Here is a 12730-nt window from a genome sequence, read left to right on the forward strand (position 1 = left end):
TCCAGCCGGCCGGACAGGGCCGCTAATACCGGTTCGCTCGTGGCATATGCCCAGAGTGCGATGGTCGGGCAGGGTATACCGGCGGCTCGAAACGGTATTGGCGGCGAGAGCGGGCCACGCAGGACGCTGGGAGCCGTGAACACCCTGACTCTGCACGGACATGCCCTTGACCACGACGTCACCGGCTCCGCCGGCCCGACGCTGCTTCTGCTCAGCGGCTGGTGCCAGGACCATCGCCTGTTCGACCCGCTGGTGCCGCTGCTGGCCGACGCGCACCGGGTGATCAGGGCGGACTGGCGGGGCCACGGTGCCGACCGATCCCCCGTCACCGACTTCGGCTACGCCGAGCAGGCCGAGGATCTGGTCGCGCTGCTCGACGCGCTCGACGTGGATCGGGTGGTGCCGGTCTCCACCTCGCACGGCGGCTGGGCGGCGCTGGAACTCGCCGACCGGCTGGGGAGCGCCCGGGTGCCGCGGGTGGCGGTCGTCGACTGGCTGCAACTGGAGGCGCCCTCGGCCTTCCTCGCCGATCTGCGGGCCGGACAGGACCCCGAGCTGTGGGCCCAGGGGCGGCAGCGACTGTTCGACACGTGGCTGGACGGCGCCGACTGCCCGCCGGTGGCCGAGCACCTGAGCCGGGACATGGCCTCCTTCGGCTTCGAGATGTGGGCCCGCTCCTGCCGGGTGATCGAGGCGGCCTACGCGCGCTGGGGCTCGCCGCTGGCCCGGATGGCCGCGCTTGAGGAGCGGCGGCCGATCCTGCATCTGTACTCGCAGCCCGCCCAGGACGCCTACCACCTGGCCCAGCTGGCCTTCAGCGCCGAGCAGCCCTGGTATCGCGCCCAGTGGCTGGGCGGGCGCACCCATTTCCCGACCCTGGAGTCACCGGCGGTCCTCGCCCGGCATCTCGCGGAGTTCGCGCGGTGAGTCCTGACGCGGGGTACGACGTGCGAGCCGGGGTGGGCGAAGTGGAGTTCGCCCGGATGATGGAGCGCTACCGGGCCGAGTCCGCCGCCGCGGTCGCCGGGTTGCCCGGCCATCCCGGCCTGCCGTACGACGGCTCGGGGGAGGTGCTCGACGTCTGGGGCACCGGCGCGCGGCCGCGGCCGGTCTTCGTCTTCCTGCACGGCGGCTACTGGCGGATGCTCTCCCGGCACGAGTCAGCCTTCATGGCCCGCGTGCTGGCCTCCCAGGGCGTCGCCACGGTGGTCCCCGACTACACGCTCGCGCCCCGGGCGAGCCTGGAGGAGATCGTCCGCCAGGTGCGCGCGGCGATCGCCTGGATCCACCACCGCGGCCCCGGGTACGGGCTCGACCCGGCCCGGATCGTCGTGGGCGGCAGCTCGGCGGGCGGGCACCTGGCGGCCATGACCGCGGTCGGCGGCTGGCAGGAGCCGCTCGGTCTGCCGCCATCGGCCGTCCGCGCGGTGCTCCCGGTCAGTGGCCTGTTCGATCTGCGCCCGCTCGTCCGCACCTACGTCAACGGGTGGCTCGGCCTCGACGAGGCCCGCGCCGCCGCGCTCAGCCCGCTGCTGCGTCCGGTGGAGCCCGGCTGCCCGGCCCATGTCACGGTGGCCGAGCACGACGGCGCGGGCTTCCTGGAGCAGGCGGCGCGCTTCCACGCGCGATGGCCGTCCGAGCTGCTGACCGTGCCCGGACGACACCACTACGACGTCATCCTGGACCTCGCCGACGCGGATTCCACGCTCACCCGTGCCCTGCTGAACCTGTTCTGATCCCCGTCGGCCACCGGTTCCAGCGTGGAGGCGCGTTCGCGCAGGAAGCCGAGCAGCAGCCTGGCCGCCGGCGTCAACGACCTCTCCCGCGGGACGGTGACCCCCACTGCCCGCCGGATCCCCTCCAGCGGTACGGCGAGCGGCGCGAGGTCGCCGTCGGCGGCGGCGACCAGCTCCGGCAGTACGGCGATCATGTCGGTCTCCCGCACGAGAGCGCGCACGGTGAGGATCGAGGTGCACTCGACCACGTCCGCGGGCAGGTCGAGGTCCTCGGCGCCGAAGGCCTGCTCCACCTCCTGGCGCAGGGCGGTCTGCGCCAGCGGCAGGACCCACGGGTAGTCGAGCAGGTCCTTCAGGCCCAGTCCCGCCCGCCCGCGCACGGGGTGGTCACGCCGGGCGACCAGCCGCATCGCCTCGCTGTAGAGCCTGATCTGCCGCAGGCCGCCCAGGCCGTCGAGCGGAGTGAGCCTGCCCACGATCAGATCGAGCTCCCCGGCGAGTAGCCGTAGCACCTGTTTGTCGAAGGTCGCCTCCGACACCACCACGGTGACTCCCGGGTACGCCCGCTTGAGGTCGGCGATCGCCCGGGGCAGGAGCCGGCTGGAGCCGGCCAGCAAGGTGCCGACCCGGACGGTGCCCAGGCGCCCGTCGGCGAGGTCGGTGATCCGCTCCCCTGCTCGCCGCAGCTCGGCCAGCGCGGCCCGTGCGTGTTCCAGGAACGCCTCGCCGTAGAAGGTCGGGCTCACCCCGCGCGGCCCACGGACGAACAGCTCCACGTCCAGGATGCGTTCGAGCTCGCGCAGACAGCGGGTCACTGCGGGCTGGGCCAGGCGCAGGTGCTGGGCGGCCCGAACCACGCTGCCCTGCTCGGCGATGGCCACCACCACGATGAGGTGACGGAGCTTCAGCCGTCCGTTGAGTAGGTCGATCTCCGGCTCCTCACCGAATCGAAGATATGATCCAAAGGTGGATACATCTGACAGGTCGCGAGCGGGTGACGCGGTCGCACTGGTGTACGGGGAGCTCCGGGAGCTGATCCTCAGCGGGCGCATCCTGCCCGGTCAGCGGCTCACCCAGCGCGAGCTCGGCGAGCGGCTCGGCGTGGGCCGTACCCCACTGCGTGAGGCGCTGCGGATGCTGGAGGCTGAGGGGTTCGTAGTCTCCCGGGCCAACCACGGCGTCACCGTCGCCGGACTCGACCTTGACGAGGCCGAGGAGCTCTACGCCGCGCTGCTCATGTTGCAGGCGCCGATGGTGCCCCGGGCGGCCCGGGAGATCTCGGAGGAGTCGCTGACCCGGATGGCTGAGCTGTCGGCGCTGATGCGCGGCCGACCGCAGGAGCCACGCGACTTCCACCGCGACCACGCCGCCTTCCACGCCCTGCACGAGGCGACCTTCGGGCCCACTCTGTCCAAGATCGCCCATGACCTGTATCTGCGGCTGTCGCGGCTGCAGCGCTTCTATTACCGAAGCCGCCGTATCCCGGCCTTCGCCGTCGAGCTCGACCGGGCCTTCCTGGAGGCGATGCGGTGCCGGGACGGCGCGCGGGCGCGGCGGGTGCAGGAGTTGCACGTCCTCAGCTCCGCGATCGGGCTGATCACCGACGCCGACCCCTGGCACCGCTTCGGACCGCTGGTCGACGCCGCGGCGGGGCTGGGGATCACCGTGCCTCTCTCGGCGAACGGCACGCTCGCGCCGCCGGTCGAGGTCGTCTGGGCCGCGGATCTGCCGGGCTACGAGCCGGTGACCACGGACTATGTCGTGGACGTGACGTCCGCCCATGTCCACTCCCACCAGGGCCGGAAATTGGATCCACTTTAGGATACCTCTGCCGACATCCTGCGCCTCCCACCTGACGCTGTCCAATACGCTTTCCGTCGCGAGCCATAACCAGGACGAGATACCTCCGAATCGGCATACCTGGCCGCCCAAGCGGCATTGGCGCACCTCACTCCCCCGCCGCCACCATCGGACCGTCACCCGACCCGTTCGAGCCGCGGAGCCGTACACGATGAACCGCACACTGATCACCGGCGGACATGTGATCACCATGGACGACGCCCTGGGCGACCTGCCCGGCGGAGCCGTTCTGGTCGAGGGCGACCGGATCGCCGCGGTCGGCCGCACGGCCGAGGAATTCGCCCACGTCGACGCCGAGCGCATCGACGCCGCGGGGGGCTTCGTCCTGCCCGGCATGATCGACAGTCACCGGCACACCTGGATGTCGCTACTGCGCGGCCACTCAGCCGACCAGTCACTCCTGGAGTTCCTCGCCTCCACCTTCTACGGCGTCGGCTCGCTCGTCACCGCCGCCGACCTCGGCGCCGCCGCACAGGTGGGCGCCCTTGAGGCACTCGACGCCGGTGTCACAACCATCCTCGACTGCTGCGACTGCGTGAACAGCCCCGAGCACGCCGACGCGGCCGTGGAGTCGTTGAAGGCGTCCGGGATCCGGTTCGTCTACGCGTACGGCATGCAGGCCTTCGACTTCCAGCCTCCCGCCTTCGCCGGCCACGCCGACCGGTTGCGCGACGCCCGCCGCCTGCGCGCGGAGCACTTCGCCGCCGACGGCCTGGGACGGATGGGCCTGCTCTACAGCGACTTCGGCATCCTGCCCTTCGAGCAGACCGCCGAGGAGATCCGCACCGCCCGTGACCTGGGTGTCCTCGGCGCCTCCCACACCGGCGCCGCGACCGGCTCCATCCTGCTGCGTGGCCTGCGCGAACTGCACGACCACGACCTGCTGCTCCCCGGCCACCTGCACATCCACTGCCCGGCCCTGACCGATCAGGAATGGAGGCTCCTCGCCGAGACCGGAGGAAAGGTCACCATCGCCCCCGAGACCGAAATGCAGATGGGCATGGGCCGCCCGCCTTTCCGCGCCGCCCTCGATCACGGCCTCGCCCCGGCGATCAGCACCGACATCGTCTGCGTCGGCTCGGGCGACCTGTTCTCCCAGATGCGGCTCGGCCTGCAGTTCCAGCGCTGCCTCGACCACGACGTCGTGCACCGCACCGGCACCATGCCCGTCCGCGTCGGTCTCGGCGTGCGCGACGCGCTCAACTGGGCCACCCGCAACGGCGCGGACGCCCTCGGCATCGGCGCGCTCACCGGCTCCCTCACACCCGGCAAGCAGGCCGACCTCATCGTCGTGGCCCCTCGCATGGACCTCGTCCGCTCCAGCCACCCGATCGGCTCCGTCGTGCTCCAGTCCACCGCCGCGGACGTCTCCACCGTGCTCGTCGCCGGTCGAACCCGCAAACTGCACGGCAAGCTCACCGGAGTCGACCTCGCCGCCGTACGCCGCCGTGCCAACGCCGCGCTGGACAGGCTGCAGCAGGCCGCGCTGACACTCCCCTCACTGGCTCCGGAGGCCGTTCACGGGTGGTTCACCCAGGCCGAGCGGATGGCTTCGGCGAACTTCGCCCGCGCCTACGTTCAGCGGGCCTAGCGACCGTCCGGCAGACCTTGAGGGGTACCTGAGCACAGCGACCAGCGGACTCGTTCGTCCGCGAGGCCGCAGGCGGCCACCGGCGGGGCCTCGCCCGATCTGTCGCACGATGCGCCCGCGCCGGTACGGAACTCCGGATCGAAGCCGCGTCCGGTCTCTCCCATGCCCGTCCTCCCCTCAGGTCAGGTCTCCACGATGTGAGGGGAGAGTCAACCTGCCTGTGATGAAGCGGTCCTTCGCATCACAGGCAGGTGATGACGAAAATGCTTTCAGCCTTGCTTTCATTCAGTCGCCTGGTCGGCTCTTCGAGCTGTTCCCGCATACCCTGCCGCGATCGGATGGACTTTTGGCCGGCTCAGATTCTTTGGTGCCCGACCGATATCGGCCATGAACTGCTGTCGCATTTTGCATTTGATGTGACGGAGTTGGCGACCCAAGGGCCGTAAACCGTGGTGTAGCCACCGCCACTGTTCTGGCAGAAGAGCACGACCCGTGTCTGAGTCACTCCGGTACCGCTGCACGTCGCCCAGCCGGAGCCACCGGTGGTGCCGATCTGCGCGTTAGAGCTGCAGGTCGCCGCCTGGGCGGAGGCGGCCGGTGACATCAGAGTTGTCGCGGCGGCGATCGCGGCCACCGCGGCCGCGGAAACACCGAACTTCTTGACACGGCCCATTAGTCATCTCTTTCTTTTCGATGTTTGCTTTTTGATGGTAGACACAGCTTTGGTGGATATCCATAGGGGGCGGTATGCAATTTGAGTGAGCGTTTTACGGTCTAGCCCCAGGACCGCGGGCCGGAGTCCGAAACAGGAAAAGTCCGGCAGGGAGGGCTTACGCTCACAGATCCGGCAACAGATCTTCCCGGTGGCCGGGTCCAGGGCGCCGAGCGCTGTGGCGCGCGCCATCCGGTGTTGACGAGCTTGAGATCTGGGAGAGGCAGGTCCCGCCGCCCGGTCAGCCCGTGACGTCTCCGAAATACGGACGTCGCCGTTGCCGCCACCACGGCCAGTCAGGTGAGGCACGAGGGTCCGGCGTCGTCCTGGCGAGGAAGCTTCTGTCGATGGGGAGCACCAGGCTGTAGAGGCACGGCCAGGCCCAGCGCGGCAACGCGACGAGTACTCGTTCGAGTTCCCCACGTGGGTCGACCTCCCACGAACACCCAGAGCATGAGCACGTGGGCGGGAGCCGGGTGGCGGTGCCGGGGATGACGTCCTGTGTCCAGGCCAGCAGCCTCTCGGCCACCTCACCCGGCTCCAGGAGGGTGTGTTCCAGGGTGATCACCGCGGCCATGGGGCGGGACGTGAGACCCGGCACCTGATGAATCGAGGCTCTGTGGGTTCCGCACCTCAACCGGTGTGCGCGGACCTCGGAGGGGCGCCTACGCGGCATGGCCCTTTCTGATCAATGTCATGAGCCGATGGTCGCACGCCAGGAAGAGAACCTCCACCGCCCTCTCGATCGCCCTCCTGCGGTGGCTGATCTCCGTACAGGGCAGGGCGACCGAACGCCGGCCGGAGCCACTGGACCGACGCGGCGGCGGGTGAGGCGGGCGGACGGTTCCCCGTGGATTTCAGGAAGACCGCCGAGGTCGCTTCGCTGAGAACATCACCAGCCCTATTCCTGAAACGAGAAATCCACACGACAGTACGAGTAATGCCAGGTCCTGCCACGAGCCCGGCTCCATCGCGTCCAAACCCAGTGTCGAGGTGAACCCGAAGGCCGCTATCAGCAGAACTCCCCATCCGTAACGTCGAGGCGCATAACGAGCGGCGCGGAAGAAAGGCAAGCGCGGCAACCGGTTGGTCACCAGCGCGTAGACGCCGATCCCGGCGATCAGGCATGCCGCTCCCAGCGTGACCACCTGCACCGCTCCGAGATCCACCTGAGTCAGCCCCTTTGCCATAGAAAGGATTCACCCTTCCAGAAAAAGGTTGCCGAATCGTCCCTGTGAAAATCAAGCGACGGCACACCGCACCGCCGTACCCGACCTTCTGCCGCCCGCCGTCCGAGCGTGCGGCATGAGCGCTGATACCAGCCGTCACCGCGCCGCGCGCCCGCTGCATCTGACCAGCCTGGCGACCTCAGCGCCGAGCCGCCGCGCGGCACCGGCAACGAGCTGTAGCCGTCCCGTTCCCCTGTCGGTGACGCCGTCTACGCTCCCTCTCCATGGCCCTCACCACCCCCGGCTCGCCGGTCGACATCACCCAGGTGTTCCCCGAGTTGAGCGCCTACGCGCGCACGACGGTCCGCCTCCACCCCCGACCCGGCACACCGGGCATACGTGACAGCCACATCGGCGGCCCCCTCCTGTGGCCGTCCGACGAACCCTGACCCGCCTGCGGCCGTCCCTTCCGGGTGTGGTTCAACAGCGGACGCACGACCGGCCCTCGCTTCGATGATTTCGAGGAGCGCCCTCCGGACACCCCGGTGGCCATGGTCGCCGTCGCGCAGTTCTACGCCCGCGATCTCCCTGAGATCCCCTTCCCCCAGGGCAAGGACCTCCTGCAGGTGCTGTGGTGCCCCAACGACCACGACCAGCCCGACATCAACGGCCCCGCCGTCGAACTCATCTGGCGCCACACCGCCGACATCACCGACCCGCGACACGAGCCGCCGCCCCGGCCGCACACCACCGCCTCCACCAAGCACCTCAACGTCCACGAATGGGAGCGCGCCGTCGAGTACTACCTACCGCGGCCCTGTGTCCTGCACCCCGAACGGGTCACTGAATACCCGCATTTCGAGGAGCTCCCCGAACAGCTCCAAACGGCCCTCAACGCATGGGACGAGGAAGCCGGCCATCCCTACCCGTGCCTGTTGTCCATCGCGCCTGGCTGCAAGATCGGCGGATGGGAGTCCTGGCACCTCACCGACATGTACCCGCTGCCCTGCGACGTCTGCGGCACCGAGACCGAGCCGCTCCTCAAACTGGACAGCGACGAATGGGACGCGGGCAGCGAACCACGGTGGCGTCCTCTCGAAGAACGCCACCTTGCCCGGGAGAGCGTTGAGTGCCAGAACACCTGTGACCCCACCCAACTCGTCCTGGGCCGTTCCGGAGCCCTCACCGTCTTCCTCTGCCCGAACTCCACCGACCACGGCTACCGCATGACCATCCAGTAGCCAGGTCAGAGCACCGGGATGACCCCACGGACGCGTTCACCACCGCCGGCCTGTCGATGGCCGAGGCGGGGGTTGCCCATCCCGCCTGCGGGCGGGTCGACGGCAGGCGGGCGGAGGTGTGTGCGGTCACGCGGGAAGTTCGCCTGCGGCCACTCGTGTAGCCCACGAGCGCAGTTCACCTAACGCCCTTGTCAAGCGATCATCATCAGCCTCCCCGGCCGGTGCCCACGGCTGAGTCCTCAAGTCACACTCTCCGTCGAGATCGGCCCACAGCCACTGAAATGAGTCTCTGATCTCAAGCTCACGAGGGCCCGACGCCTCAAACAGCCCCCAAAGATCCTCAACCAGCTTTGGCAGCGATATCCGGTTCGAGGCGTACAGGTCGAGGTGTTCGACCATGCGGCCGATCAGCGCTCGTTGGTAATCCTCCACAGGGTCACATTATTGATCATCGCGCGATTGGGCAGAGTGACTCATGACCTGCCCGGAGCCCGGCCAGAATCCCCACAGGACGTTGTCCACGCGATTCCCGAGCTGGCAGCGCGGGTTCAATTCTCGTTGCCCGCTCTGGAGGGAAAGGCTCAGGTCATGGGCATGGGCATGGGTCTGTTCGGTCTGCGGTTGGCGGTATGGCTCGAAGCGGCCTTACGGGGCCGGAAACGCGTTGCGGGGGCGGACTGAGGCGCGGGAGGCTGTCGGCGTGAAGATGCACGCCAATCAGTTGACGGTGTCACCGGAGACGGCGCGCGCCTTGGTGGATGAGCGGTTCCCTGAGTGGCGGGGCCTTCCTGTCACGGGCATCTCCCATCATGGGACGGTCAACGCCATCTTCCGCATCGGCGACCACTTCGCAGCCCGGTTCCCTCTGCAGTCCGGAGATGTCGACTCCACGCGGCGCCAGCTGGAGTCCGAGGCGGAGGCGGCCCGCGAACTGGCGGGTCGCACGCGGTTCCCCACGCCCGAGCCGGTGGCGCTCGGCGAACCCGGCGCGGGATACCCGCTTCCATGGTCGGTGCAGACGTGGCTACCCGGCGTCGTGGCCACCGAGGAGGACCCGGGCGGATCGGTCGCGTTCGCCCACGATCTGGCTGATCTCATCAATGACCTGCGCGCGATCGACACGCGTGGCCGTACGTTTTCCGGCAAAGGCCGGGGAGGCGACCTTCGGTCCCACGACGCGTGGATGGAGACCTGTTTCAAGGAAAGCGAACGACTCCTGGACGTCCGCCGGCTTCGCCAGATGTGGGAAAGCCTTCGGAGTCTCCCCCGCGAAGCAGACGACGTGATGAACCACAGTGATCTCATTCCCGGCAACGTGCTTGTGTCCGCCGGCCGGCTGGCCGGGATTCTCGACGTCGGCGGTTTCGGACCGGCCGACCCCGCTCTGGATCTCGTGAGCGCCTGGCATCTGCTTGAGGCCGGACCGCGGCAGGCGCTCCGCCTGGGCCTCGGGTGTGACGACCTCGAATGGGAGCGAGGCAGAGCGTGGGCCTTCGCTCAGGCGATGGGACTCGTCTGGTACTACCTGGAAACCAACCCGGCCATGAGCCGGATGGGCCGACGCACCCTGGAACGCATCCTGGCGGACACCCCCTCGCGGCACCGATGCCGCTGAGACCGCCTCCTGTGCCTGGCTGAGGGCCGTCCGCCGTTGGACCGGCCGCAATACAGTGGCCGGCATGTCACACGTCAGGTCCGGAGGCCGCGTCGTCTTCCTCAACGGGACGTCGAGCGCCGGCAAGACCACTCTGGCCCGGGCCGTCCAGGACGAGAGCGACACCCCCTTCGTCTACTGGGGAATCGACACCCTGTTCAGCCTCGTCCCCCCGAACTGGGGCGGGGGACGCGACGGCCCGCTCAGCCGGTCCGGCTTCTGGTACGACCGCACCACCCAGGACGAGGACGGTCACCCCCAAGTGGTCATCCGCTGTGGCCCGGTCGGCCGCCGCATGCTCCATCTGTGTCATCCTCCGTCCCATGGCGATCAAGGCTGTGCTGTTCGATGTCGACGGGGTGCTCCTCGATTCCGCCGCGACGCATCGACGAATCTGGGACGCCTGGTCGCGCATGCGCGGGCTGGACAGAGACCTGGTGTGGAGCCTCACTCACGGCCGTCGGCCTGAGGACACCGTCCGCGATGTCGCCCCTGACCTCGATCCAACCGCTGAGCGCAGGGTGTTGAACCAGTTGATGGTCGAGGAGGGTGACGCCTTCCCGGCGGCACCCGGGGCTGTGGCCCTGCTGGGCGAGCTGGATCGGCGTCCTTGGGCGCTGGTCACCTCAGGCAGCCGAACCCCTGTTCGCCGGCGCTTCCGGCTCGCCTCGCTTCCGTTGCCCTCGGTGCAGATCTACGGCGAGGACGTCGAACGGTCAAAGCCTCATCCTGAGGGTTATCTCAAGGCCGCTGAACTTCTCCTGATCGATCCGGTCGACTGCGTCGTGATCGAGGACGCCCCGCACGGGGTGGCCGCCGGGAAGGCGGCGGGGTGCACGGTGATCGCTGTGGCCACCACTCACGCTTCTGGTGAGCTGACCAAGGCGGATGAGTGTTTCCCCTCACTTGAGGAGGCGGCACCGTACCTTCTGAGATTGGTCGACGATCGCTGAGTGCGGCGGCGCACGGCCACTGACATCGCATTCAACCGGCATCGCTCCGGTCCGGGTGCCGTCGCCTTTTTCAGGGGAGGTCTCGTAGCCAGGAGACAACGGCCTCCCCGATTTGATCGGGAGCGTCTTCCTGAACCATGTGGCCACCGGTGATCGTGATGTGTGCCTGATTCGGCCATGACCGGGCGACGGCCCGGTGTGTTTCGAACATCGTTCCTGGAACCGCCTCGATGAACAGCTTGGGAACCGAAGACGTGGCGAGCCACTCCGCATAACGCGTGATGACGTTGTGGACATCGCGTGGTTCGCCCGCGACGGGAACCTCGCGAGGCCAGGTCAGCGTCGGCCGGCGTGACTCGCCCGGTTCCGTGTAGGGACGACGGTAGACGGCCATCTCCGCCTCCGACAGTCCTCGCAGCACCTCCGCGGGCAGGACCTCGTCGACGAAGAAGTTCCGGTCGAGGACCATCTCCTCACCCGCGGAGGAGCGGATCGCCTGGAAGAACGCGATCGCAGGCTCCGGCCAGTCGCTCCACGAGGGGATCGGAGCCACGAACGCCTCCATGTAGGCGATACCCCGGAGTGCGGAAGGATGGCGGTACGCCCAATCGAAACCCAGGGCCGAACCCCAGTCCTGCAGCACCAGGACCACCCGCTCACGCACACCGAGGGCCTGAAGGAACGCGTCGAGATAGCGGCGATGCTCGATGAAGCGGTATGAGTCCGGCCCGCCGGCCGGAAGTTTCGCGGAATCGCCCATCCCGATCAGGTCCGGGGCTATGCAGCGCCCTTTGCCCGCCAGGTACGGGATTACGTTCCGCCATACGTACGACGAAGTCGGGTTGCCGTGAAGAAAAACGATCGGATCGCCTTCTCCCTCCTCGACGTATGCCATTTCAAGCCCGTCGACCTCGATACGACGCTTCCGGTACCGCTCCTCAGCCGAGATCATGACTCTCCTCATTTCCGTGGATTCTCGTCTCGGTCGGAGATTTTGCGGCACGCCCCGGGTCTTGCCACAAGCCCCCGGGTGCGTCATAGTGTGCGGCCGCTGTCGGCCGCGGTCTCACGAGGGACCCGGCGACGTGCGTCGCGAGGGAGTGCCGCCGGCTCGGGTCCGGGGAGGCGAGGGCGTCGGCGAACGGTGGACGGCCCGGTGGAGGAGGCGGCAGGCGCGGCCGTGACGATCGCCCTCGATGGACCTGGTTGTTGATGATGCAACACCGGCCCCTCGCCTACTACGATCTCCCCATGTCCGAGCGCGCGAACGTCAGGAATCTCGTCCCCATCGCCGAGCTGCTGTCTTATCGCCTGTCACGCACATCGGCGGCCCTCTCCCGCAGCGCGGCCCTGCGCTACCGCCGCGAGTTCGACGTCACCCTCGGCGAGTGGCGGGCGATCGCCCTGATCGCGTCCGATCCGACGCTCACCCTGAATCGGCTGGCGAGACGCGCCGGTCTGGACAAAGCGCAGATGAGCCGCATTGTGACCAAGCTGACGGAACGGGGCCTGGTCAACCGGACCGCGGGGTCGGGGCGGACCTCCCAGCTGGCGCTCACCGAGACGGGTGTGGAGGTCTACCGCGGCCTCATACACGCGGCGAACGAGCGCGACGCGACGTTCCTCGCCGTCCTGGCCCCGGAGGAGCAAAAGGTGCTGGTGCGCGCGCTCGACAAGCTCGCCGACCTCGCGCTGGACATGGAGCGTCAGGAACGCGACCACACAAACGATCCCTAGAGTGTTGACAACGTCAACAGATTTGCGTACTCCTAGAGCCAGCACGAGGAGGTGGCTCGATGACCGACGCGATCATG

General features: G+C 68.5%; 14 protein-coding genes and 1 pseudogene. 11 read left to right on the forward strand and 4 right to left on the reverse strand.

The genetic code is table 11. The annotated features are described in order from the left end of the window. The first annotated feature begins 135 nt into the window (after positions 1–135). Together ACFYY8_RS10085 and ACFYY8_RS10090 are read left to right on the forward strand one after the other, a co-directional pair. Complete coding sequence (locus ACFYY8_RS10085) at positions 136–927, forward strand: alpha/beta fold hydrolase (RefSeq protein ID WP_390039143.1); 792 nt, start codon at positions 136–138, stop codon at positions 925–927. After that, positions 924–1736 (forward strand): alpha/beta hydrolase, encoded by an 813-nt coding sequence (locus ACFYY8_RS10090; RefSeq protein ID WP_390039145.1) that lies wholly within the window; start codon positions 924–926, stop codon positions 1734–1736. The genes ACFYY8_RS10085 and ACFYY8_RS10090 overlap by 4 nt, the downstream gene beginning before the upstream one ends. On the opposite strand, the gene ACFYY8_RS10095 is transcribed toward ACFYY8_RS10090, so the two are convergent. Continuing rightward, positions 1667–2719, reverse strand: a complete 1053-nt coding sequence (locus tag ACFYY8_RS10095) for a LysR substrate-binding domain-containing protein (protein WP_390040074.1) — start codon at positions 2717–2719, stop codon at positions 1667–1669. The two genes, ACFYY8_RS10090 and ACFYY8_RS10095, sit on opposite strands and share 70 nt — an antisense overlap. Between ACFYY8_RS10095 and ACFYY8_RS10100 the strand changes: the two genes are divergently transcribed. Both ACFYY8_RS10100 and ACFYY8_RS10105 read left to right on the forward strand, forming a co-directional pair. Next, the gene (locus ACFYY8_RS10100; RefSeq protein WP_390039147.1) at positions 2703–3557 is read left to right on the forward strand and encodes a GntR family transcriptional regulator; all 855 of its coding nucleotides are present in this window, start codon (positions 2703–2705) and stop codon (positions 3555–3557) included. The genes ACFYY8_RS10095 and ACFYY8_RS10100 overlap by 17 nt on opposite strands. Before the next feature lie 190 nt (positions 3558–3747). Then, positions 3748–5187 carry an amidohydrolase family protein gene (locus ACFYY8_RS10105; RefSeq protein ID WP_390039149.1) on the forward strand — a complete coding sequence of 480 codons (1440 nt, stop codon included), beginning with the start codon at positions 3748–3750 and terminating at the stop codon, positions 5185–5187. A 953-nt stretch (positions 5188–6140) separates the two neighbouring features. Here ACFYY8_RS10105 and ACFYY8_RS10110 read toward each other — a convergent pair. After that, positions 6141–6500 (reverse strand): hypothetical protein, encoded by a 360-nt coding sequence (locus ACFYY8_RS10110; protein ID WP_390039151.1) that lies wholly within the window; start codon positions 6498–6500, stop codon positions 6141–6143. 95 nt (positions 6501–6595) lie between these two features. Between ACFYY8_RS10110 and ACFYY8_RS10115 the strand changes: the two genes are divergently transcribed. Further along, positions 6596–6730 (forward strand): hypothetical protein, encoded by a 135-nt coding sequence (locus tag ACFYY8_RS10115; RefSeq protein WP_390039153.1) that lies wholly within the window; start codon positions 6596–6598, stop codon positions 6728–6730. Positions 6731–6756: 26 nt separating this feature from the next. Here ACFYY8_RS10115 and ACFYY8_RS10120 read toward each other — a convergent pair whose 3' ends face one another. After that, complete coding sequence (locus tag ACFYY8_RS10120) at positions 6757–7089, reverse strand: hypothetical protein (RefSeq protein WP_390039155.1); 333 nt, start codon at positions 7087–7089, stop codon at positions 6757–6759. Positions 7090–7352: 263 nt separating this feature from the next. Between ACFYY8_RS10120 and ACFYY8_RS10125 the strand changes: the two genes are divergently transcribed. The 5 genes and pseudogenes from ACFYY8_RS10125 (at position 7353) to ACFYY8_RS10145 (ending at position 10916) form a co-directional block, all read left to right on the forward strand. Continuing rightward, entirely contained in the window at positions 7353–7517 is a 165-nt protein-coding gene (locus ACFYY8_RS10125) for a hypothetical protein (RefSeq protein ID WP_390039157.1), read from the forward strand. A 24-nt stretch (positions 7518–7541) separates the two neighbouring features. Next, entirely contained in the window at positions 7542–8309 is a 768-nt protein-coding gene (locus ACFYY8_RS10130; protein ID WP_390039159.1) for a hypothetical protein, read from the forward strand. A 706-nt stretch (positions 8310–9015) separates the two neighbouring features. Next, the gene (locus ACFYY8_RS10135) at positions 9016–9924 is read left to right on the forward strand and encodes an aminoglycoside phosphotransferase family protein (protein WP_390040076.1); all 909 of its coding nucleotides are present in this window, start codon (positions 9016–9018) and stop codon (positions 9922–9924) included. A gap of 64 nt (positions 9925–9988) precedes the next feature. Continuing rightward, a pseudogene (locus ACFYY8_RS10140) lies at positions 9989–10129 on the forward strand (hypothetical protein); the annotation flags it as partial. Between the two features lie 157 nt (positions 10130–10286). Continuing rightward, complete coding sequence (locus ACFYY8_RS10145) at positions 10287–10916, forward strand: HAD-IA family hydrolase (protein WP_390039161.1); 630 nt, start codon at positions 10287–10289, stop codon at positions 10914–10916. Between the two features lie 70 nt (positions 10917–10986). On the opposite strand, the gene ACFYY8_RS10150 is transcribed toward ACFYY8_RS10145, so the two are convergent. After that, on the reverse strand, positions 10987–11868 hold the full coding sequence (locus ACFYY8_RS10150) for a haloalkane dehalogenase (RefSeq protein WP_390039163.1): 882 nt from the start codon (positions 11866–11868) through the stop codon (positions 10987–10989). A gap of 299 nt (positions 11869–12167) precedes the next feature. Here ACFYY8_RS10150 and ACFYY8_RS10155 point away from each other — a divergent pair, with 299 nt between their 5' ends. Beyond that, on the forward strand, positions 12168–12653 hold the full coding sequence (locus ACFYY8_RS10155) for a MarR family winged helix-turn-helix transcriptional regulator (RefSeq protein WP_390039165.1): 486 nt from the start codon (positions 12168–12170) through the stop codon (positions 12651–12653). The last annotated feature ends 77 nt before the right edge of the window (positions 12654–12730 follow it).

This window comes from Streptosporangium sp. NPDC001559, assembly GCF_042893955.1.
Classification (GTDB): Bacteria; Actinomycetota; Actinomycetes; order Streptosporangiales; family Streptosporangiaceae; genus Streptosporangium.

Bases quoted from the DNA above. Each gene is read 5' to 3' on its own strand.
- ACFYY8_RS10120 (WP_390039155.1), bottom strand. From the start codon at position 7,089: ATGGCAAAGGGGCTGACTCAGGTGGATCTCGGAGCGGTGCAGGTGGTC.
- ACFYY8_RS10115 (WP_390039153.1), top strand. From the start codon at position 6,596: ATGAGCCGATGGTCGCACGCCAGGAAGAGAACCTCCACCGCCCTCTCG.
- ACFYY8_RS10155 (WP_390039165.1), top strand. From the start codon at position 12,168: ATGTCCGAGCGCGCGAACGTCAGGAATCTCGTCCCCATCGCCGAGCTG.
- ACFYY8_RS10135 (WP_390040076.1), top strand. From the start codon at position 9,016: ATGCACGCCAATCAGTTGACGGTGTCACCGGAGACGGCGCGCGCCTTG.
- ACFYY8_RS10125 (WP_390039157.1), top strand. From the start codon at position 7,353: ATGGCCCTCACCACCCCCGGCTCGCCGGTCGACATCACCCAGGTGTTC.
- ACFYY8_RS10105 (WP_390039149.1), top strand. From the start codon at position 3,748: ATGAACCGCACACTGATCACCGGCGGACATGTGATCACCATGGACGAC.
- ACFYY8_RS10150 (WP_390039163.1), bottom strand. From the start codon at position 11,868: ATGATCTCGGCTGAGGAGCGGTACCGGAAGCGTCGTATCGAGGTCGAC.
- ACFYY8_RS10145 (WP_390039161.1), top strand. From the start codon at position 10,287: ATGGCGATCAAGGCTGTGCTGTTCGATGTCGACGGGGTGCTCCTCGAT.